This is a genomic window from Peribacillus sp. FSL E2-0159, from assembly GCF_038643155.1.
In the GTDB taxonomy this organism is placed as follows: domain Bacteria; phylum Bacillota; class Bacilli; order Bacillales; family DSM-1321; genus Peribacillus; species Peribacillus simplex.
Map to the genome: position 1 here is coordinate 4003621 of NZ_CP152053.1, position 19996 is coordinate 4023616.

21 protein-coding genes are annotated in these 19996 nt (G+C 43.0%); 2 read left to right on the forward strand and 19 right to left on the reverse strand.

The window, feature by feature from the left end:
• Positions 1-16 precede the first annotated feature (16 nt).
• A complete protein-coding gene (locus tag NYE63_RS19565) occupies positions 17-655 on the reverse strand; it encodes a class I SAM-dependent methyltransferase (RefSeq protein ID WP_063232971.1) in 639 nt (212 codons plus the stop codon).
• 154 nt (positions 656-809) lie between these two features.
• Between NYE63_RS19565 and NYE63_RS19570 the strand changes: the two genes are divergently transcribed.
• Positions 810-1022, forward strand: coding sequence for a DUF2536 family protein (locus NYE63_RS19570; RefSeq protein WP_048682770.1), 213 nt, complete (start codon positions 810-812; stop codon positions 1020-1022).
• Positions 1023-1089: 67 nt separating this feature from the next.
• On the opposite strand, the gene NYE63_RS19575 is transcribed toward NYE63_RS19570, so the two are convergent.
• From NYE63_RS19575 to mltG, 8 genes are all read right to left on the reverse strand, one after another.
• The gene (locus tag NYE63_RS19575; protein ID WP_342602362.1) at positions 1090-1815 is read right to left on the reverse strand and encodes a YrrS family protein; all 726 of its coding nucleotides are present in this window, start codon (positions 1813-1815) and stop codon (positions 1090-1092) included.
• 87 nt (positions 1816-1902) lie between these two features.
• The gene (locus NYE63_RS19580) at positions 1903-3654 is read right to left on the reverse strand and encodes a penicillin-binding transpeptidase domain-containing protein (RefSeq protein ID WP_342602363.1); all 1752 of its coding nucleotides are present in this window, start codon (positions 3652-3654) and stop codon (positions 1903-1905) included.
• Positions 3655-3775: 121 nt separating this feature from the next.
• Positions 3776-4252, reverse strand: a complete 477-nt coding sequence (gene greA, locus NYE63_RS19585) for a transcription elongation factor GreA (RefSeq protein ID WP_063232968.1) — start codon at positions 4250-4252, stop codon at positions 3776-3778.
• 304 nt (positions 4253-4556) lie between these two features.
• On the reverse strand, positions 4557-5195 hold the full coding sequence (udk, locus tag NYE63_RS19590) for a uridine kinase (protein WP_144479404.1): 639 nt from the start codon (positions 5193-5195) through the stop codon (positions 4557-4559).
• Position 5196: 1 nt separating this feature from the next.
• A complete protein-coding gene (locus tag NYE63_RS19595) occupies positions 5197-6468 on the reverse strand; it encodes a U32 family peptidase (RefSeq protein ID WP_144479406.1) in 1272 nt (423 codons plus the stop codon).
• Between the two features lie 32 nt (positions 6469-6500).
• Positions 6501-7430, reverse strand: coding sequence for a peptidase U32 family protein (locus NYE63_RS19600; protein ID WP_342602364.1), 930 nt, complete (start codon positions 7428-7430; stop codon positions 6501-6503).
• Complete coding sequence (locus NYE63_RS19605; RefSeq protein ID WP_081395487.1) at positions 7417-8082, reverse strand: O-methyltransferase; 666 nt, start codon at positions 8080-8082, stop codon at positions 7417-7419. The genes NYE63_RS19600 and NYE63_RS19605 overlap by 14 nt, the downstream gene beginning before the upstream one ends.
• A 261-nt stretch (positions 8083-8343) precedes the next feature.
• Positions 8344-9480 (reverse strand): endolytic transglycosylase MltG, encoded by a 1137-nt coding sequence (mltG, locus tag NYE63_RS19610; protein WP_342602365.1) that lies wholly within the window; start codon positions 9478-9480, stop codon positions 8344-8346.
• A gap of 336 nt (positions 9481-9816) precedes the next feature.
• Here mltG and NYE63_RS19615 point away from each other — a divergent pair, with 336 nt between their 5' ends.
• Entirely contained in the window at positions 9817-9972 is a 156-nt protein-coding gene (locus NYE63_RS19615) for a hypothetical protein (RefSeq protein WP_169803977.1), read from the forward strand.
• Between the two features lie 58 nt (positions 9973-10030).
• On the opposite strand, the gene NYE63_RS19620 is transcribed toward NYE63_RS19615, so the two are convergent.
• The 10 genes from NYE63_RS19620 to NYE63_RS19665 form a co-directional block, all read right to left on the reverse strand.
• Positions 10031-10321, reverse strand: coding sequence for a DUF1292 domain-containing protein (locus tag NYE63_RS19620; RefSeq protein WP_063232962.1), 291 nt, complete (start codon positions 10319-10321; stop codon positions 10031-10033).
• An 11-nt stretch (positions 10322-10332) separates the two neighbouring features.
• Positions 10333-10758 carry a Holliday junction resolvase RuvX gene (ruvX, locus tag NYE63_RS19625; RefSeq protein WP_063232961.1) on the reverse strand — a complete coding sequence of 142 codons (426 nt, stop codon included), beginning with the start codon at positions 10756-10758 and terminating at the stop codon, positions 10333-10335.
• Positions 10758-11027, reverse strand: coding sequence for an IreB family regulatory phosphoprotein (locus tag NYE63_RS19630; RefSeq protein ID WP_034311358.1), 270 nt, complete (start codon positions 11025-11027; stop codon positions 10758-10760). The genes ruvX and NYE63_RS19630 overlap by 1 nt, the downstream gene beginning before the upstream one ends.
• A gap of 66 nt (positions 11028-11093) precedes the next feature.
• Complete coding sequence (gene alaS / locus NYE63_RS19635; RefSeq protein ID WP_342602366.1) at positions 11094-13730, reverse strand: alanine--tRNA ligase; 2637 nt, start codon at positions 13728-13730, stop codon at positions 11094-11096.
• Between the two features lie 310 nt (positions 13731-14040).
• Positions 14041-15117, reverse strand: a complete 1077-nt coding sequence (locus NYE63_RS19640; protein WP_144479414.1) for an AI-2E family transporter — start codon at positions 15115-15117, stop codon at positions 14041-14043.
• Positions 15118-15344: 227 nt separating this feature from the next.
• On the reverse strand, positions 15345-15560 hold the full coding sequence (locus NYE63_RS19645; protein ID WP_063233024.1) for a hypothetical protein: 216 nt from the start codon (positions 15558-15560) through the stop codon (positions 15345-15347).
• The gene (locus tag NYE63_RS19650; RefSeq protein WP_342602367.1) at positions 15550-16014 is read right to left on the reverse strand and encodes a PRC-barrel domain-containing protein; all 465 of its coding nucleotides are present in this window, start codon (positions 16012-16014) and stop codon (positions 15550-15552) included. Before NYE63_RS19650 ends, NYE63_RS19645 begins: the two co-directional genes overlap by 11 nt.
• Before the next feature lie 141 nt (positions 16015-16155).
• On the reverse strand, positions 16156-16929 hold the full coding sequence (locus NYE63_RS19655) for a TPM domain-containing protein (protein WP_342602368.1): 774 nt from the start codon (positions 16927-16929) through the stop codon (positions 16156-16158).
• The gene (locus NYE63_RS19660; protein WP_342602369.1) at positions 16929-17495 is read right to left on the reverse strand and encodes a LemA family protein; all 567 of its coding nucleotides are present in this window, start codon (positions 17493-17495) and stop codon (positions 16929-16931) included. The genes NYE63_RS19655 and NYE63_RS19660 overlap by 1 nt, the downstream gene beginning before the upstream one ends.
• A 90-nt stretch (positions 17496-17585) precedes the next feature.
• Positions 17586-19991 (reverse strand): ATP-dependent RecD-like DNA helicase, encoded by a 2406-nt coding sequence (locus tag NYE63_RS19665; RefSeq protein ID WP_342602370.1) that lies wholly within the window; start codon positions 19989-19991, stop codon positions 17586-17588.
• Between the last annotated feature and the right edge of the window lie 5 nt (positions 19992-19996).

The window sequence follows — 19996 nt, forward strand, 5'->3', positions numbered from 1 at the left end:
TAGTAAAAACCTCTTCCTATAATTTTTCCGCCTCCATAATCCAGACAAATTGATTGCAGCGCTCGAAGTTCACTTTATATCCATTTTCTTCAAGCACTTTTCCCAAAAAAGGAATCGTAGTATAATATTCCGTTTGCAAATCGTTCGCCAAATTATGAAAGCCTGCCTGCCTTGCATCTTGAATCGCTCGTTCATGCGCTTCCCTTGATTGATACATCGTATCCGCAAACACTATTTTACCACCAGTATTCAGTAACTTTCCATAGTTGACTATCGCTTTTTCTTTTTCTTCATCGGTTAAATGATGAAACGCGTACGTACTTACGATCGAATCAACCTGTTCCGGCTTCGGAAAATCAATAAAATCGCCATCTACAATTTCTGTTTTTCCGCGCAGCTTGCTTACCGCTATTTCCCTCATCGCGGGTGAAGGTTCTATTCCCGATACCTTTAGACCTTTATTCAAGAGCCTTTCCGTCAAATTCCCGGTACCTACTCCAAACTCCAGCACATGACCATGAGCCCGATCCGTGACGCTGTCCAATATGCTATCATAATGTTTAAAAACCTCTTGATACTCAATATCGTGTCCACCAACAGTATCATCATACGATTTCGACCATTCTTCAAATAAATCTATAAACTCTCTGCCCATTTTTAATCACCTTTTATTATAAGATAATAAAACCTATAAGCATACTATGAAATGAACACAGAAAAAGTTCTTGTTTTTAGGCAAATTCATTAGGTTCAGATTCGGTCAAAATGGTGTTAAACTAACAGTATCTGAATGTTGGAGGGGAACAGTCATGAGTTTTCAACTCGACTTAAACTTATTCGAAGATAAAATAGAATTTTTCGAGGCAGAAAGCATTAAAAATCTTGAAGAAAAAATTCAATCACAAATTGAAATCAATAAAGCGATCATGCTTCAAGTGGAATCCGTATCACACCAAATGTATGTAAGTGAAGAAGGCAGACGTTTTTATAGTGCCGTCGTCCACTTTAAAGCAAAAAAATGATCACCATGAAAAACCCCCGAAAAGTGGAATTCCTTTCGGGGGTTTTTCATTTATAAATTTTCAACCATTACCTTTTATCGTTTGTCTTCAGCTCTTCGACTTTTACAGGTTTCCAACCTGATCCGTCCACCCATTCAATATAAACGCGGAAGGTTTTAGGATTATCTCCTTCAGAAACGGTACCGATTGCCGTGGTAGGCGAACCGCCGTTTTGCAGCCACCATATCTTCATGCTGCCTTCATCGATTCCAGCTCCACTTGCTATGGCTTTACTCATTTCATTCCAATCGACCGAGCCCTTGTCAAAGCTTGTAGTGTGCTCTCCTGATTGCTCAGTTCCTACTGGTTTCCAGCCCTCACTTGTATATGTAGCCGCAACATTGCCATCACTGCTGCCTTCCACTTCCACAAGTTCGGCATCTCCTGCTTTTTCTGGATCTGCATCATCTTCAGCCTTCTCTTCTGCATCTTCCTCTGTTGCTTTACTATCTTCTTTTTCTGCATCTTCTTCTTTTTCTGCATTTTCTTCTGTTGCTTCACTATCTCCTACTGCGTCTTCCTTCTCTGAATCCGTTTCTTCCTCTTTGCCAGCAGGTTTGTCCACTTCTTTCCCCTTATCTGTCTCGGCGATTTGCTTTGGTTCAGTCGTGGCTTTTTTTGATTCGGTGCCATCATCACTTAAGAAAATCGTGACTGCGACAATGACGATTAAAATGGAAACGATGGTGATTGCAATATTATATATTTTATTTACTTTTCTTTTTTGATCTCTCTGATTGAAACGTGAGCCCAAGGTCCATTCCTCCCTTACCATTTCTTACTGCCTCATTTTAACATGATTTAGCCAGATATAGAAGGGAAGGGTTTCCTACTCTTTTCGTCAATTCTCGCTATTGTCCTGGTCCTTGGAGTACAGGACTTTTACAATATCTGAAAAAAGAGGCGTCATGCTGGAACTGTTTTCCTTCGTTTCAAAACTTACGGTAACAAGAGCATATTTCGGATTTTTATATGGAAAATAGCCCGCAAACCATTTATTGAGCTCCCCTTTTTCGATATTGGTCTGAGCTGTTCCAGACTTGCCAGCAACCTCAACAGGCAAATCTCTCAAGGATGCGCCCGTCCCTTTCTCTTCCGTCACGACCTTCCTAAGAAGATGCTGCATCTTCATCGTTGTATATGGAGACAATGTTTCGCCGCCAATTCTTTGATTGGGAAAGTCGACTACGGTCGTACTATTGTTAAATTCAACCTTGGAAACGGCTTTGACCTGTTCCTTCTTGCCGCCACGGGCAATCGTTGCCATCATATTCGCTATCGCTAATGGTGTCGTTTGGACATCCTGCTGGCCAATTGCTGTTTTGGCAATCATTTTGGGATCTTTTTTTAAATCGTCATCATGCCAGACCTTCCCGGTTTGTTCATGATGCAATTGAGTAACTTCGGTGTGATAGACGTCCCCTTGCCAGCCCGTTTCACCAACCAACCCTAACATTTTTGCATATTTATCCAAAAATTCCGGATCCTTTTCAGCTATTTCCTGTGACAACTCGGCAAATGTCCTGTTGCAGCTTTGGGCAAAGCTATTTTCAAAATTAAGCATGCCCAGTTCCCTCTGTTTATCCGTTTTGCCGTCTATCGTCAAATTACAATTAAATGTCCGGGTGGGACTAGCCACTTCATAATCGATGGCCGCTGCTGCCGTGACCGTTTTAAAGACGGAACCCGGCGTTTTTTGAGTCAGCATCATATTGACGGCCCCTTCGCCATTTGGATCTTTTATATTAAGCGCCGGACGTGATACCATGGCGACGATTTCACTTTTTTCAATATCGATCAGTACGAGACCGCCTTTTTTTACCCCGCGTTCATCGACGAGCTTCTCCGCTTTCTCCTGAATTTCTTTATCGATCGTCGTCACGACCTTCACCGGGTAAAGCGGATTCGCAGGTTCAACATATTTAACATCGACACCGAACATTGGGCCTCCACTGGCGTCCACGTGAAAAACGAGCTTTGATTCACCTGCGGAAAGCAAGAACTCATCGAAGGTCCTTTGCAGCCCCGTATTGCCTATTTTCGTTTCAGGAGATAAATTCATGTCCGGATAACGTTTTTTCTTTTCCGCATCAGATATATTCGTCGTTCCGATCAATTGCGCTGCAGGGGTTTGATCAGGATATAATTTCTCGTTCACGGCAAAGACCCCTGGAATCTTCAATTCATTGATTGCCTTCGATTGGCTGGACGTCAACTCTATCGGATCATCCCCGCCAAAGACGAATGGTTCATCCGCTTGTTCTATCGCCCGTTTTAACTCCACTTCCGATTTGCCTATAATCGAGGCCACTTCATCTATAGGCCATGTCATTTTTTTTAAAAATGGAAATAGGACGAGCGTTGGGATTTCTTCATGTGCAAGCGGTTCCCCATTTCTGTCATAAAACTTTCCGCGTCCATCATCAATCTTTAATATCTGTGAACGCTGATTCACGCTTGCTTCTAACAGGTTCACATCATGCTTTGAAAAAGATTCTGTCGATACAAGTTGGATGTAGGCAAGCCTGCCTATGAGCATCAGCATAAAAGTGGTCAAAAAAAGAGCCAGCAACCTCATTCGTTTCTTTTTCATAAAATACACCTCGTAACCATTGTTGACGAGGTGCGAATTTTTAAACAATTATGAACAAATTAACGCGGCATTTTTCCGATAAAAAAGAGGATGCCCCATGGACATCCTCTTTTGCATTTAATTAGCTGATGGAAACAATCTTGACGCTCATTTCGCCGCCAGGTGTCATGATCGATACCTTGTCGCCGACCCTTTTCCCTATCAGGCTTTTCGCGATTGGGGAATCATTGGAGATTTTCCCTTCGAATGGATCCGCTTCAACGCTTCCTACGATGGAATATGTTTCTTCGTCACCATTTGGAAGTTCCACGAATGTTACTGACTTACCAAGTGAAACTGTATCTGTATTCGTATCATTGCCTTCAATGATTTTTGCATTACGGATCATGTTTTCGATTGTTGTAATGCGTCCTTCAACGAAAGCCTGCTCTTCTTTTGCGGAATCGTACTCTGAGTTCTCGGAAAGGTCCCCAAAACTGCGGGCAATTTTGATTCTTTCCACCACTTCTTTACGTTTAACCGTTTTTAACTGTTCCAGTTCCTGTTCAAGCTTCAACTTACCTTCTTTAGTCATTGGATATTCTTTTTCAATTGCCAAAACCCTTCACTCCTTCAAATTCTTACAGCAAGCATTCGCTGTGACAAGTTTATGTACTATATAGTGCTTAACCCTGAAATCGAGTCAAAATATATAATTGCGCGACTTAAAAAGTACGCGCTTCGATACTAAGAAACAATCCGTTCCTTAGTATATAAACCGACTGCGATGAGCAGCCGGTTCGTTCTGTATCAAGAATAGAGTATTGCGTTTTCCAACATTTGTCCAGTCTTTCCCAACAAATAAATGGGATTATTTAAATAAACGATGGAAAATGGCACCTATCATTATTTATGCTATGTTATTACAAAAAAGACTTTTGTTCAAGGATTGTTTGAATTTTTGTCACCATAAGGTCAATCGCCACATGGTTCTGACCGCCTTCTGGAATGATGATGTCGGCATAACGCTTCGTCGGTTCTATGAACTGATTATGCATCGGACGGACTACACTGATGTATTGTTCGATGACGGAATCTATGGAACGGCCGCGTTCTTTAATATCACGGGTCATCCGACGAAGAATCCGCAAGTCTGCGTCAGTATCGACATATAGCTTCATATCCATCAGGTCTCGGAGGCGCTCATCCTCCAGCACAAGAATCCCTTCAAGGATGATGACATCCTGGGGCTCAACTGTGATTACTTCTTCTGAACGCGTATGGATCGAATAATCATAAACGGGTTTTTCTATCGTTTCATAACGCAGCAATGCGTTAAGATGATCGATTAGCAAATCATTATCAAATGCAAGCGGATGATCATAGTTCGTTTTCAAGCGCTCTTCAAAAGGCAGATGACTTTGATCTTTATAGTAATAATCTTGTTCGATCATCAAGATGGAATGTCCTTGAAAGAATTCAAAAATGGAACGGGTAACACTAGTTTTACCTGATCCCGACCCTCCTGTAACTCCGATGACCACTGGTTTCTTTCTTGTCATGTCAATTCTCCTTCCGCATCATATTGTTCACATAAACTCTATTATCTACTTGAATGCGGACAATTTGAAGCGGATGGCGGGCTGCCTCCAGCTCCTTACCTGACTCATCCCAGATCGTACCGATTTTTTGAGTGAAGTTTTCGATTTCCGGTCCAAAAAACTCCACTTCATCCCCAGGCTTGAAGAAGTTACGTTGCTGCATGGTAACGATTTTAGTTTCCTCGTCGTAATCAAGCACCAATCCAGCGAAGTCGAAGCGAGTCTTTACGGTATGATTCCCGAACATTTGCTGTTTATACCCAGGAATTTCCCCTTCCATGAACGATGATGCCGTCTCACGGTTCGCACACTTATCAAGCTCTTCCAGCCATTCTTGTTTAATCTTGAAATTATCCGGATCGGCACAATACGCATCAATCACTTTACGATAGACGCTGACAACTGTAGCGATATAGTGAATGGACTTCATTCTTCCTTCGACTTTCAAGCTGTCTATGCCAATTTCAATCATGCCTGGCAGTGATTCAATCAGCTTCAAGTCTTTTGGACTCATTGCAAATGGAGCATCTTCTTTATCGAATAAAGCCTTTTCCCCGTCTTGATCCAACTCATATAAATCATAATCCCAGCGGCAAGACTGACAGCAGCCGCCGCGGTTCGAATCACGTGCCGTCATATGGTTCGAAAGGGTGCAGCGTCCAGAATAGGCAATGCACATGGCCCCGTGAACGAAAGCCTCGATTTCGATATCGACCTTCTCCTTCATTTCACGGATTTCATCAGCACTCGTCTCACGTGCCAAAACAACACGCTCCAAGCCTTCCTCTTTCCAATACTGAACAGCCTTCCAGTTCGATAGCGACTGCTGCGTGCTTAAATGGATCTCGACGTTCGGAGCGACCCGTTTACAGGTTTCGATGATTAATGGATCGGCGACGATGATACCATGAACCCCAGCCTCCTGAAGTCCTTCCAGATATTCATCCAGACCATCTATATTTTCATTATGTGCGAAGATATTTGTGGTTACATATACTTTAGCACCATACTTTTTAGCGAATTCGACGCCTTCCTTCATTTCCTCAAACGTGAAGTTGCCGGCATTGGAACGAAGACCATATTCCTGACCGCCAATAAAAACGGCATCCGCGCCGTAATGAACGGCAATTTTTAATTTTTCCAGATTGCCGGCAGGAGCCAGCAATTCCGGTTTTTTTACAATGACTCTCTTTCCATCAACGATCTTGGAAATTTTATCAGCAATAGCATTCAAGGCTATTCCTCCTCTTTCTCTTACCCTTTTCTTTAATAAACCGATTCTTTAAAGAAGAACCCGGTATCCAACTCACGGCTATCCGGCTGAATCGCTTTGACTTTTTCAAAAAGTTCCGATTTCATATCATCATACCGGTCAGGGTCTTCAGCACATACGTCAATCGCTTCCCGATATAACTTTGTCATTTCCACGATATATTCCGGTGTTTGTAATAACCCTTCGATTTTCAGCGAATCAATTTCCGCTTCAATCAATTCTTGAAGTTCATCAATCATGCACATATCATTCGGACTCATGATATGTGTACCATTTTCATCTTCATAAATCGGGTATTTATTTTCACGTTCCTTATCATGCAAGAACATATTTCTATGTTCCTTCCGATTTTCCACTTCCAATGCCTTGCCTTGGTATTCAAAGTAATTACCTAGGAGAGTACGCTTCGATTGGAACATGCATGTCATGCCGTGCACTTGCACTTCAATCTCCACTTCGGCATTTCCCTTCATTTCCACAATCTCGTCCAGACTTATCTCACGGGCAGCCACGGCACGGACAGCACCGCGTTTCCCCCAATAATTACATGTATACCAGTTCGTTACCGTCATCTCTGTATTCCAGTGCAGGGGCATATCAGGTGCCACGGCACGGACAGCCATTAAGACTGCGGGATCTCCAAATATGATCCGGTCGGCACCAGCCTGCTTAAGGAAAGTGACATACCCTTCAAGCTCGTCCACTTTTTCATTATGAAAAATGGCGTTCATGGATACGTATACTTTCTTTCCCGCGGCATGTGCAAGCTCAATCGCCTTCTCTACATCTTCACGTTTGAACTCCCCTGCCAGCCTAAGCGCATAACGTTGTTCGCCAATGACGAAGGCGTCAGCGCCAGCATCGATGAGTTCTCTTATATGATCGACACTTGTCGGAGTCACGAGTAATTCAGGCTTTTTCATTTTTGTCACCTCTATGTTTACTAATGGCCACACCATCACCAATCGGCAAAATTACCGTATCGAAATTTGGATGGTCATGTAACCAGATGTTAAAGTCTCTGATTTTTTTGATGAGAGCTCGCTTTCTTCTCGTCATTTCCATTTCTTCAATGTTTTCGGCAACCAGGCCTTTGAATAAAACATTATCTGTAATGATAATGCCAGCACCAGCAAGGAATGGTTCAAACAGTTCAAAGAATCGCTTGTACTGCCCTTTAGCTGCATCAACGAAGATGATATCAAACGGACCATGTTCCATCACTTTCGGCCCCGCTTCAAGGGCATCCCCTTCAATGAGGGTGATCCTTTCCGACAGTCCCGCCTTCTTGAAGTTAGCTCTTGCCTGCTCAATACGGGCTTCATTCCGTTCAAGTGTGACGATTCGAGCTTCCGGAAGGGTCTCGGCCATCCTTATGGCTGAATAGCCAATCGCCGAACCTACTTCCAATATCGCCTTTGGCTGATGAAGCCTTAAAATCTGAAGCAGCACCTCAATGCCTTCAGGCTCCATGATCGGCACATTATTTTCCATCGCAAAATCTTCCAACTCCTTAAGTAAACCCGTACGCTCCGGAATTAAGGAATGAAGATATTGTTCTATTTTTCCGTTCAAAACGTTTCCTCCATTTATAAGGAAAACAAAAGCGCTTGGTCAGTAACATGAAAAAATTGATTGAACAATTTCTTCACAAGGAGCTGAAACAAGTATGCTTGACGATCTACATTTCCTTATCTTTCAAAATAAAACCCGGCATTCGCCGAGTTACGTCACCGATAAAAATCGGATCAAAAATTCACTTGTACTATTCTATCATAAAAACAAGGGGAAAGTAATATCTCTCCCCCCTCAGTCTCATTGCATTTTTTTATTTATTTATTTATTGGAAATATGCTCTGCCTTTTTGTTATTGTGGTCATCCAAGGTCTTGGAGTAGAGGACTTCCCCTTCAGGTGTTGCCAAAAAGTACAGATATTCCGTTTTCTCAGGTTTCAGTACCGCATCGATCGATGTCGTTCCGGCATTGGCAATCGGCCCTGGCGGCAGCCCCTTGTTCTTATACGTATTATAAGGGGATTTCACCTCAAGGTCTTTATAATACACCCTGCTCTTATGTGAACCCTTCGCATACAAAACGGTCGGATCCGTTTGCAGCGGCATGTCTTCCTCAATACGATTATAAAAGACGGATGCTATCTTTCCGCGATCGACTTGCGCCGTCGCCTCTTCTTCAACAAGCGAAGCGAAGGTTAGCATCTGATGTACGGAATAATCGTTCTTTTCCATTTGGCTCTCGTAAGCCTGCAATGTCTCTTCCGTTTTCTTCAGCATCTCGATGACGATCGATTCCAGGGTCGGCTTTTCCTCATAAAAGTCATAAGTAGCTGGGAAAAGGTACCCTTCAAGCGGATATAAAACCTTTTCATTTTCAATTTCCGAGGTCAAGAGCTGCGGAAATTTCTCTTGCATGGAATTTACGAACTTCTTATCATTCAATTTCTTAAAGACCTTTTTCGGGTCTTCACCTGTCTTCACTGCGATGATATCGGCAATTTGGATAAGCTGCTTTCCTTCAGGAATCGTTATCTTCATTGCAGCTTCCTTCATGAGTTTTCCGGTTTTGATGCTTGTGACGATATCTTCAATTGGCATGGAAGGTGATAATTTATACTCCCCTGCCTGAAAACCGGATTCATTGCGGAATTTAATATAATATTTGAATACGCGTGCGTCCTTGATTATTCCCTGCTCTTCAAGCAGTGTTGAAATTCCGTTAACGGTAGAACCGATTGGGATTTTCACTTTCTTGATGGTGTCATCATCTGGATCGACTGGTTTCATGGCTGAGTTGATATATAAAAAGCCCACAAGACCAACTATCCCAATTAGTAAAATAAGCGAAGCTATCGTAATCATGATGATTTTACGAACCAGCTTGGCTTCTCCTTGCTGTTCTAACAATTTCATTTGGATATGTTCCTTTTTAGATAATTTTTTATCTTTTTCATCCATTTTCATTCCCCCTGCAAACTCACACCAACTACAGAACGGTTTCTAGGTGATGCTTTCTCTAATTAATCTTTGCTTCGAACATTATACTAAAATCAACAAATAATTACATGTTTTTTGCAAAACTACATTCATCAATACTCTATTTATGGCAAAAACGCACTAGTTTTGTCAATATACAGGTATTATTTAATAGGAAAATAGTGATATCTTATTTCTTCAGATTAAAAAAATGCACTCAAATTTGTTTCCTGCAAGTGTTAGGCATTTCAGGCAATGACAGGAATATCCATGTAGGAATGGTATTATTAATTTAAGATGAAGAAAGGTGTGAAGGAGTTGGATAATTCTTATTTTGTAGGTTGGGGGACATTGGCACTCATAAACGCCGGACTTGCTCAAGGTAAAAATAGAACGGCGTTGAATTGGTTCTTGTTATCATTATTTTTGGGTCCGCTCGCTACATTTATACTTTTATTCGCAGAGAAAAGATAAGGGCGTACTGGTACATAAATGAAAAAACCGGCCTTTAGGGGCCGGTTTTTTTCTAATCTTATTCTTCTTCTGCTTCTTCTTGGTCAAGGAATGTATTTAACATTTCTTCGACAAGATCCCATTCTTCTTCTGTTTCGATCGGTGTAAGTTCACCATCTTTATTATCTTCGCTTGGTACGAATGATGAAGCGTGGATTTCAATTTCTTCCTCATCATCTTCTGCAGACATCGGATAGTAAAGTACATAAGATTTGTTGAATTTATCTGAGTCGAATGTGAAAAGGATTTCGCAAAGCTGCTCGTTTCCGTTTTCATCTACTACTGTAATGTTGTTTTCGCCGTGTTCCATTTGTATTCACCTCATAAAGAATTTGTTTGTCTGTCCAAGAATCCTTGCAGAATCATGACAGCTGCCATTTTATCAATGACTTTCTTGCGTTTGCTTCGGCTCACGTCCGCCTCAAGAAGGACACGTTCAGCCGCCATAGTTGTCAACCGTTCATCCCAGAGAAACACCGGCAGCTTGAATTTGTTTTCTAATCGTTTAGCGAAATCTTGGCTGATCTCGCCTCGCGGTCCAACAGTCCCATTCATGTTTTTAGGTAAACCGAGGACAATTTTAGAAACATCATGCTCTTTTATAATTTCATTGAGACGTTTAAAGCCGAAGTCATTTCCAGCTTCGTTAATTTTGATCGTTTCCAATCCTTGTGCAGTCCAACCCATCGCGTCACTCACGGCAACGCCGATGGTTTTTGAACCTAAATCAAGTCCCATTGTGCGCATTAGTATTCCTCTCGATGGTTCTTAAGATACGACTTAACCAATTCTTCGATGATTTCATCGCGTTCAAGCTTACGAATAATGTTTCGAGCATCCATATGGCGCGGGATGTAGGCCGGGTCACCAGATAATAAATATCCGACAATCTGGTTTATCGGGTTATACCCTTTTTCCTGAAGTGCAACATAAACTTGAGACAATACTTCTTGTACATCTCTTTCGAATGGTTCTTCGGGAAAATTAAATTTCATCGTTTTATCAAAGGAACTCATTAACATGCACCTCTCCTCAGCGTCCAGAATCCACTATTACCTACATTGTACAACACTTTCCATTGATTATGAAATCGATAAGACCCATTCTTCAACAAAATTAAGTGCTGCATCCAATTTTTCAGGGTCTTTTCCGCCGGCTTGGGCCATATCTGGACGTCCGCCACCGCCACCGCCGCAACGGGAAGCAACTTCTTTGACCAATTTACCAGCATGGAAACCGCGGTCGATGTAATCCTTAGTCACCCCGGCAATCAAATTGACTTTATCACCTTGGGCCGAACCTAATACGATAATGACAGAATCAAGCTTTTGTTTCAAATCATCCGCCATGGCACGCAGATTATTCATATCGGTAGCTTGAACCTTTGCCACCAATACTTGAACGCCATTTACGTCTTTAACGTTAGAAACAAGGCTGCTTGCTTCGATATTACTTAACTTTGCAGTAAGGCTTTCATTCTCACGATGAAGATCCTTCACTTCAGCTAGAACCGTTTCAATTCTTGAAGGTACATCTTTCAAGTTCGTTTTCAATTTAGCAGCCGCGTCTTTCAAGACACCGATTTGATCAGTCATCAATTTGTATGCCCCGGCACCCGTTACCGCTTCTATACGGCGAGTCCCTGCACCGATGCCGCTTTCGGAAACGATTTTGAACAAGCCGATTACCGCTGTATTCGGAACGTGGACACCGCCGCATAGTTCAAGACTGTAATCGCCTATTTGAACGACACGGACAATCTTGCCGTATTTTTCGCCGAACAAGGCCATTGCGCCCATAGCTTTGGCTTCTTCGATGTTTTTATAGTCCGTATTCACTTGTAAGCTTTGCCAAATCTTTTCATTCACAATCGTTTCGATTTGTTCAATCTCTTCCGCCGTTATCTGACCAAAATGAGAGAAATCGAAGCGAAGGCGCTCAGCCTGTACAAGTGAACCAGCTTGGTTGACATGTGTACCAAGCACATCTTTCAACGCTTGATGCAGAAGATGCGTCGCTGTATGGTTTTTCGTAATATGGATACGATTTTCTTGATTTACTGTAGCAACGATATTGGAATCTGATGTTAAAGTGCCGGCTGTAACTGTTACACGGTGTAGATTTTGGCCATTCGGAGCTTTTTGGACATCATGGACATCAACCTTCACGGATTCACTGGCCATCGTTCCGATATCGGCTATTTGTCCGCCGCTTTCCGCGTAGAAAGGAGTCTTGTTCAGTATCACTTGAACTTCTTCTCCTTCTTCTGCCTCCGTTACAAGCTCGCCATTTTTTATGATGGCAGCAATTTTGGCTTCGACAGCAACTTGATCATAGCCGACAAATTCACTTTCAACTTTAATATCGCCCAATACCCCGCCTTGAATTTGCATGGAATCAACATCTTGACGCGCTGAACGGGCACGTTCACGCTGTGCATCCATCTCTTTTTCAAATCCAGCTTGATCGACCGTCATGCCTTCTTCTTCTGCATATTCTTCCGTTAACTCAATCGGGAAACCATATGTGTCATATAAACGGAATGCATCACTGCCCGGAATAGTCGTACCGCCTTTTTCCTTTTCCTTTTTAATGACTTCAGAAAGGATGGACAGTCCGTCATTTAGAGTTTCATGGAAGCGTTCCTCTTCATTTTTGATTACTTTTGCAATGAACTCTTTATTCTTGAGGACTTCAGGGTAGAAGTCTTTCATGATTTCACCGACGACCGTCACAAGCTCGAACATGAATGGTCGATTGATGTTGATTTGCTTAGCATATCGAACCGCTCTGCGGAGTAAACGGCGCAGTACATAACCACGGCCTTCGTTGGATGGAAGAGCCCCGTCACCTACTGCAAAGGCTACCGTACGAATATGGTCGGCAATGACCTTGAATGCAACATCTTTTTCTGAATCAACACCATACTTCACATCGGAAATCTCTTCGACTGCCCGGATGATTGGCATGAATAAATCTGTATCATAGTTCGTAGCCACATCTTGAACGACGGATGCCATACGTTCAAGGCCCATTCCTGTATCGATATTTTTCTTTGGAAGCGGTGTGTAAGAACCGTCTGGATTATGGTTGAATTGAGAAAACACAAGATTCCAGACTTCCAGATGCCGTTCATTTTCCCCGCCTGGATATAGTTCAGGATCATTCGGATCATCGCCATATGCTGGTCCGCGGTCATAGAAAATCTCTGTATTCGGGCCGCTTGGACCCTCACCGATATCCCAGAAGTTTTCTTCCAGGCGAATGATCCTTTCAGCAGGAACACCGATTTTCTTATTCCAGAGTTCGAATGCTTCATCATCTTCAGGATGAATCGTCACAGCTAATTTCTCTTTGTCGAACCCAATCCATTTTTCATCCGTCAAAAATTCCCATGCCCATGTAATGGCTTCTTCTTTGAAATATTCACCAATGGAGAAGTTTCCGAGCATTTCGAAAAACGTATGATGACGTGCCGTTTTCCCTACGTTTTCAATATCGTTTGTACGGATGGCCTTTTGAGCATTTGTAATCCTTGGATTTTCAGGAATCACCCGTCCATCAAAATATTTCTTTAACGTCGCCACCCCGGAATTGATCCATAGCAATGATGGATCTTCATGAGGAACCAATGACGCACTTGGTTCGATGTTATGGCCTTTTTCACTAAAAAAATCTAAATACATTTGGCGGATTTGAGCACCAGTTAAATACTTCATATATATATCCTCCTTTTAAAATTATGTAATTTTGAGCACACAAAAAACCCCCATCCCAAAAACAGGGACGAGAGTTGACTCGCGGTACCACCCTGATTACGGACGCAGGAATTCATCCCAGGCCCATCACCTTCATAAAAGCCTTAACGCGGCATGACGGCAGGTATTAGCTGCTCTCAGGACTAGCTTTCTGCTGCTCTTCACCTGGCAGTCCCTTTCAGCCTGGGGGACACCTCTCTTTTAGATGGACTTCAGCATACTTCATCCTTCAACGAATTATCTTATGTAATGGATTATATTCACAAGACTTTTATTTGTCAATAAGGGGCGGCTTCTTTCTAAAGTGAACGCGGGCATGAAGGACAAATACTTTCAACACAGCCAAGATGGGAATCGAAAGGACCATGCCTGTGATACCGCCTATTTCACCTCCGGCCAATAATGCGAGCATGATAAACAGCGGATGCATATGGAGGCTTTTACCGACTATTAGCGGCGACAGGATATTCCCCTCAAGAAATTGAAGTACAAGCACGATTACAGCGATGATCAACACCATTTTAACTGACATTGTCGCGGCGATAATCACTGCGGGAATGGCCCCAATAATCGGTCCGAAATACGGAATGACATTCGTTATTCCGATTATCGCCCCCAATAGAAGCGGATATTGCATTCCGACTACCCAGAAGAGCAGCGAGGAAATCAAACCGATCACGGCACAGACGATGATTTGTCCGCGGATATATCCGCCAAGCGACGCATCCACATCACGAACGAATGCCCGTCCCTGCTTGCGCCACTTCTTCGGAGTCATATACCATGCCATTTTTTTTAAAGCTGTGAAATCTTTCAGGATATAAAAAGCAATGAATGGTATCAACGCAATCAGGAGTATGAAATCAATCATCCTCATTGCATACTCCATCGCCTTTTCAGGTATACGCTTCAGCCAATTTTCGAAAAGGGTGACACCTTCTTCGAATCTTTCATGAATTCCGAACGGCCAGGCCGCCGTCTGATGGTTGAGTTTATCAATTCTGCCCCGGTACTGTTCAACCAGTTCCGGTACGCTTTCTGACAGCTCGCGTACTTGGCTGACCATCACTGGAATACCTTTATACACAGCAAAGCCGATCCCTCCGAAAAACAACAAATAGATGATCGTAATCGAAAGCCAGCGACGCATCCCTTTCTCATTTAAATATTCCACAACAGGATGCAGCAAGTAACTGATGAACGCACCAATCAAAAAAGGCAGCAGTACCGTCACACATACAGTAAAGGCAGGTCCCCACATGGGCTTAAGTTTCATAAAAATATAGATAACGAAAAATAAGAGCAATAAAAAACCCAGGCGATAAAACCACTTAAGACGAATACTCACTATAAACACCTCCCGCTCATTTATTCTTCGAAAGGCGGAAGGTTTTCATACATAAAAAAGAGTGTCCTCATTATCAGGACACCCATTCCCGCTATAATAATGACTTTAATCTTTTGCGTATTTTCTTCATGTTCCGCTTGATCATCTTCGAGTTCATCAAGTCCGAACCCATATTCATTAGAGTATTCCGTGAACGTCTAGCCATTGTAAACACCTCTTCCGTTAAATTACATACTGAAGCGGCGGTCATTTTCCTCAAACAAATCGTCCAATGAGCTTAAACTTCCATCTTCCTCGACTTGGTGCGTATTAATTAGGCCTTCGGATAAGGTCATTTCAATAAAGCAATTCCAACAATAATATTGATTCACGCCAATCTTCCCAACATCTTTACTGCGGCAATTCGGACATTTAATTTCCAAAATGGACACCTCACTGTTCATAAACTGAAACAATGATGGTATCCTTCCCTAATGCAGGCGGCTGTTTTGATTCTATCACTGTCGACTCCGAGAAAAACCCATCCGTTGTTTCATACGCTATAATCGTGCCCATTTTCTCCTTGAAATATACATCCTGCAGTAAACCCAGTTCTTCGCCCATTTCTGAAAAAAGCATGCGTCCCAATATTTCGTCCTTCGAAAGGCATATGGAATCCGCAGGCACTTTCCTTAAGCTTGAATCCTGTTGCAAGATGACGATCCCATCTGGACCGAATGAAGAAATATCGTCAAGTTTCAAATGAAAAGCTCTTTTGAACAATGCTTGCTGATGAACGACCAAGCCTGTTACTTGACCCATTTCAGATAATGATAAATCGTGGACCGTGCCGACTCTTTCTCCCTTGATTGTAAAAACCGGCATCCCTTTCAATAATGAAAACGTCCGCAAGGTCATCCCGCCTTTCCGAACATTCTTATTATCTCTTTTCTGCTGAAAATAGATGTGCTGAAAGGTTTTCCATTGTTGCTCGATCTTCCGGAAATACAGGGAACAGGCATAAAAAAAAGACCGGTTTCCCGGTCAGATCCACCTGTTTTACCATCCCCTGCTGGCACCTCCGCCACCGGAACTTCCTCCGCCGCCGCCCCGTGGACCGCCGCTGCCGCCTCCACGGCCACCGCCGCCTCCGCGACTGATGATTATCAAAAGGATATTGATTAGCATTTGCAAGAAAAATCCTTTAAAGAACTTGGCATCGAGGATGAATACGATGATGACTACGATGATAATGAGGAAAATCTGTAAACCTGATGGCTGAAAGTTTTCTGACTCAGGCTGAACGGAGAGATCTTGATAAAATTCATCACCTAGGTTGTATTCTTTCGTGACATCGTTATATACGGCTTTATAGGTTTCCGTCAGAGCAACATCATATTTACCCTCTTTCAGCGCAGGGATAGCCACATTGTCCAAAATCTGTCCAGATTTTATATCGGTAATGGCCCCTTCCAAACCGTAACCCACTTCAATACGGATTTTTTGTTCTTCCATGGCCAGAACAATGAGGACTCCATTGTTCAACTCGGCATCACCAAGCTTGAATGATCTCAATGCCTCGACCGAGTACTCCTCGATCTCGGATCCTTCCATCGAATCAACCGTCAAAACGGAAATTTGTGCTTTTGTGGCATCATCCAAGCGTTTTCCAAGTTCGATGAGTTCGGATTTCTCCTGATCATCCAGGACTCCGGCGAAGTCCTGAACATATATATCCCCAACTGGTTCAGGGATGTTAGGTTGTGCTGCGACCACGTTTGCTAAACTGCACGTGAGAATGAAGAATAGCGCAAACACAGCGAGTTTTTTCATTATTTATCGCTCCCGAAATCTACCTTTGGCGTTTCTTTTTCTTGATTGGTCACTTCAAAATATGGTTTGGCATCGAACCCGAATGCTCCTGCCATCATATTCTTCGGAAATCGTTTAATCATCTTATTATAATTGGTAACTTCATCATTATAGTCTTTTCGTGCTACCGTCAGCCGATTTTCCGTTCCTTCCAAACTATCCATGAGACCCTTAAAGTTCTCATTGGCCTTTAAATCCGGATAGTTCTCGACAACCACCAAAAGACGGCTCAAGGCCCCACTCATTTCTTGATCGGCTTCAATCGCATCTTCAGTCGAATTGGCACCGGCCAGCTTCGAGCGTGCATCACTCACCGCTTTAATGGCTTCCGTTTCATGCGAAGCATAACCCTTCACCGTTTCAACAAGATTCGGAATCAAATCCGCTCTTCGTTTTAATTGGTTATCCACCTGTGACCATTTATTGTCGACGTCTTCATTGGCACTTACAAGGCCGTTGTACGAAGATGCCCCATAAATGACAAGTAAAACGACAACGACTATCCCTATTATCCAACCTTTTTTCATCAAATCCCCCCTGCTCTTTCACATTTAAGTTATATTCTATAGTTCCACCAAAACTATGAAATTTAAACAAAATTCATCAAATAGAACCAGCTACATAAAATCATATGGCGTGACATTCTCCATCCCGATCATCGGATCAGCATGCATGAGAATATCAAGATAACTTGATTGTTGATGTGCCTTTTCCTTTTCCACCGGCATTTCTTCTTCACTCAAAATCTCCCGCAGCTTTTCACGCAAAGTCGTTTTCCGGCGCATTTCATCATTACGCTCGATCCCTAGACGGAATGCATCTTCTTCACCACAAAGGATCAAGAAATTTTTACTGCGGGTAATCGCCGTATACAATAAATTCCGGCGGAGCATCCGATAATAACTTTTCACTACAGGTAAAATGACAATCGGGAATTCGCTTCCCTGCGACTTATGAATGGAGCAGCAATAGGCATGTGTAATCTGGTTCAAGTCCTGTTTCGTGTATGTCACTTCGATGCCTTCGAACGATATGATTACTTTATCGACATGATCGGTATTTTCTTTAGCGAACAATATGGACACGATTTCACCCATATCGCCATTAAAGACACCCTCCTCTGGCTGGTTCACCAGCTGAAGAACCTTATCTCCCGTTCTATATATCACATCTCCGAATTTTATTTCACGCCGCTTTTCATTCGCATTGCTATTGAACACTTCCTGAAGCATTTTATTCAGGGCATCAATCCCTGCAGGCCCTCTATACATGGGAGCCAGCACCTGTATATCCTTGGCCGTGAAGCCTTTCGTCCTGGCGTTGGCAACCACCTTCTCGATTACTTGGGGGATTTGACCTGTTTGGCAGCGGATGAACGATCGATCTTCTTGCTGTTTCGTGACATCATCCGGAAGCCTTCCTTTTTTGATTTCATGGGCCAATTCAATGATCGATGAGCCATCAGCTTGACGATAAATATGTTCCAGACTGACAGTCGGTACACAATTCGATGCAAGCAAATCCTTTAAAACCTGCCCAGGGCCAACAGATGGCAGCTGATCTTCATCACCAACCAATATCACTTGGACATTTTCCGGCAGAGCTTTAAACAATTGATGGGCCAGCCAAGTATCCACCATGGAAACCTCATCGATAATTACGATACGGCCATCCAGCTGATTATCCTCATCATGGGAAAAGCCTTCACTCCCGTTCCACCCAAGCAAACGATGGATCGTAACAGCTGGGAGCCCAGTGGATTCGGCCATGCGTTTCGCTGCACGGCCGGTAGGGGCCGCAAGTACGAATGGAAATGGATCGCTTCCTTCTTTTTTATAATCGTTAATATCCATGGATACACCATGCAGCTCTGCATATAGCTCAACGATGCCTTTGATGACTGTCGTCTTACCAGTACCAGGTCCGCCCGTCAAGATTAACATGGGTGATTGCAGGGCTGTTTGGATCGCTTCCTTTTGGGCCGGGGCATAGGAAACATCCAGCCGCTCTTCCAGCTCCCCAAGTGCCAGCAAGAACTCCGATTCCGGGAACTGGTCCTCATACTCGGTTTGAGCAAGCAGCCTCTTGATGTTCATCACGATTCCCTTTTCCGAATAGAATAGCGAAGGCGGATAAATTCGTTGATCCTCGACAACTATTTTCCCCTCTTGCGTCAATTCGATTATTTCCGAGGAAATGTTAGTGAACTCAATGCGATCCCGTTTATTTTCCTCCAGCAGACGTTTGACAGCCTCCAATAGCTGCTCGGCTTCTATGTAGATATTCCCGTCCTGGAGGCATTGTGATTCAAGCGTATACAAGCACGCCGCCTTGATTCGGTCGGGATGACTGCCGGAAATACCAAGATGATGCCCAAGCTCATCCGCCCGTCCAAAACCAATCCCTTCAATATCCTCCACGAGCTTATACGGATTTCCCTGAACCATCGTGATCGTATCCTGTTTATACATTTGATAGATCTTCATCGACAGCTGCGGACCGAAGCCATATTGATTCAGGGCGATCATCACCTGCTCCAGACCTTGATGCTCTACCAATGTATCATAAAGGCCCTTTGCCTTTTCCCCGGATAGCTTCGGGATATCATCAAGTAGCGAAGGCTGAGCCAGAATTTTTGAAATTGCCTTTTCACCCAGTGTCTCAACAATGCTTTCGGCTGTTTTTTTCCCAATGCCCTTGAAAAGGTCACCTGATAAATAACTGACGATACCTTCCTTGGATTGAGGCAAATCCTTGCGAAAATGCTCTACATGATATTGAAGGCCAAAACGCGGATGTTCCTTCATGGCCCCATAAAAAATATAGATCTCATCCTCATGCATCCTTGGAAAATAACCTGTTACGACCGCTTCCTTCTCTTCATAATTCAGATTCGTTTCATGCACGCGAATTCTTACAACCGAGTACATATTTTCTTCATTATGAAAGATCGTCACTAAATGACTTCCTTTCATGAACATTTTCTCTTCTGAAAATAAATCCAACGAATCTTGCTGGCTCAACGCTT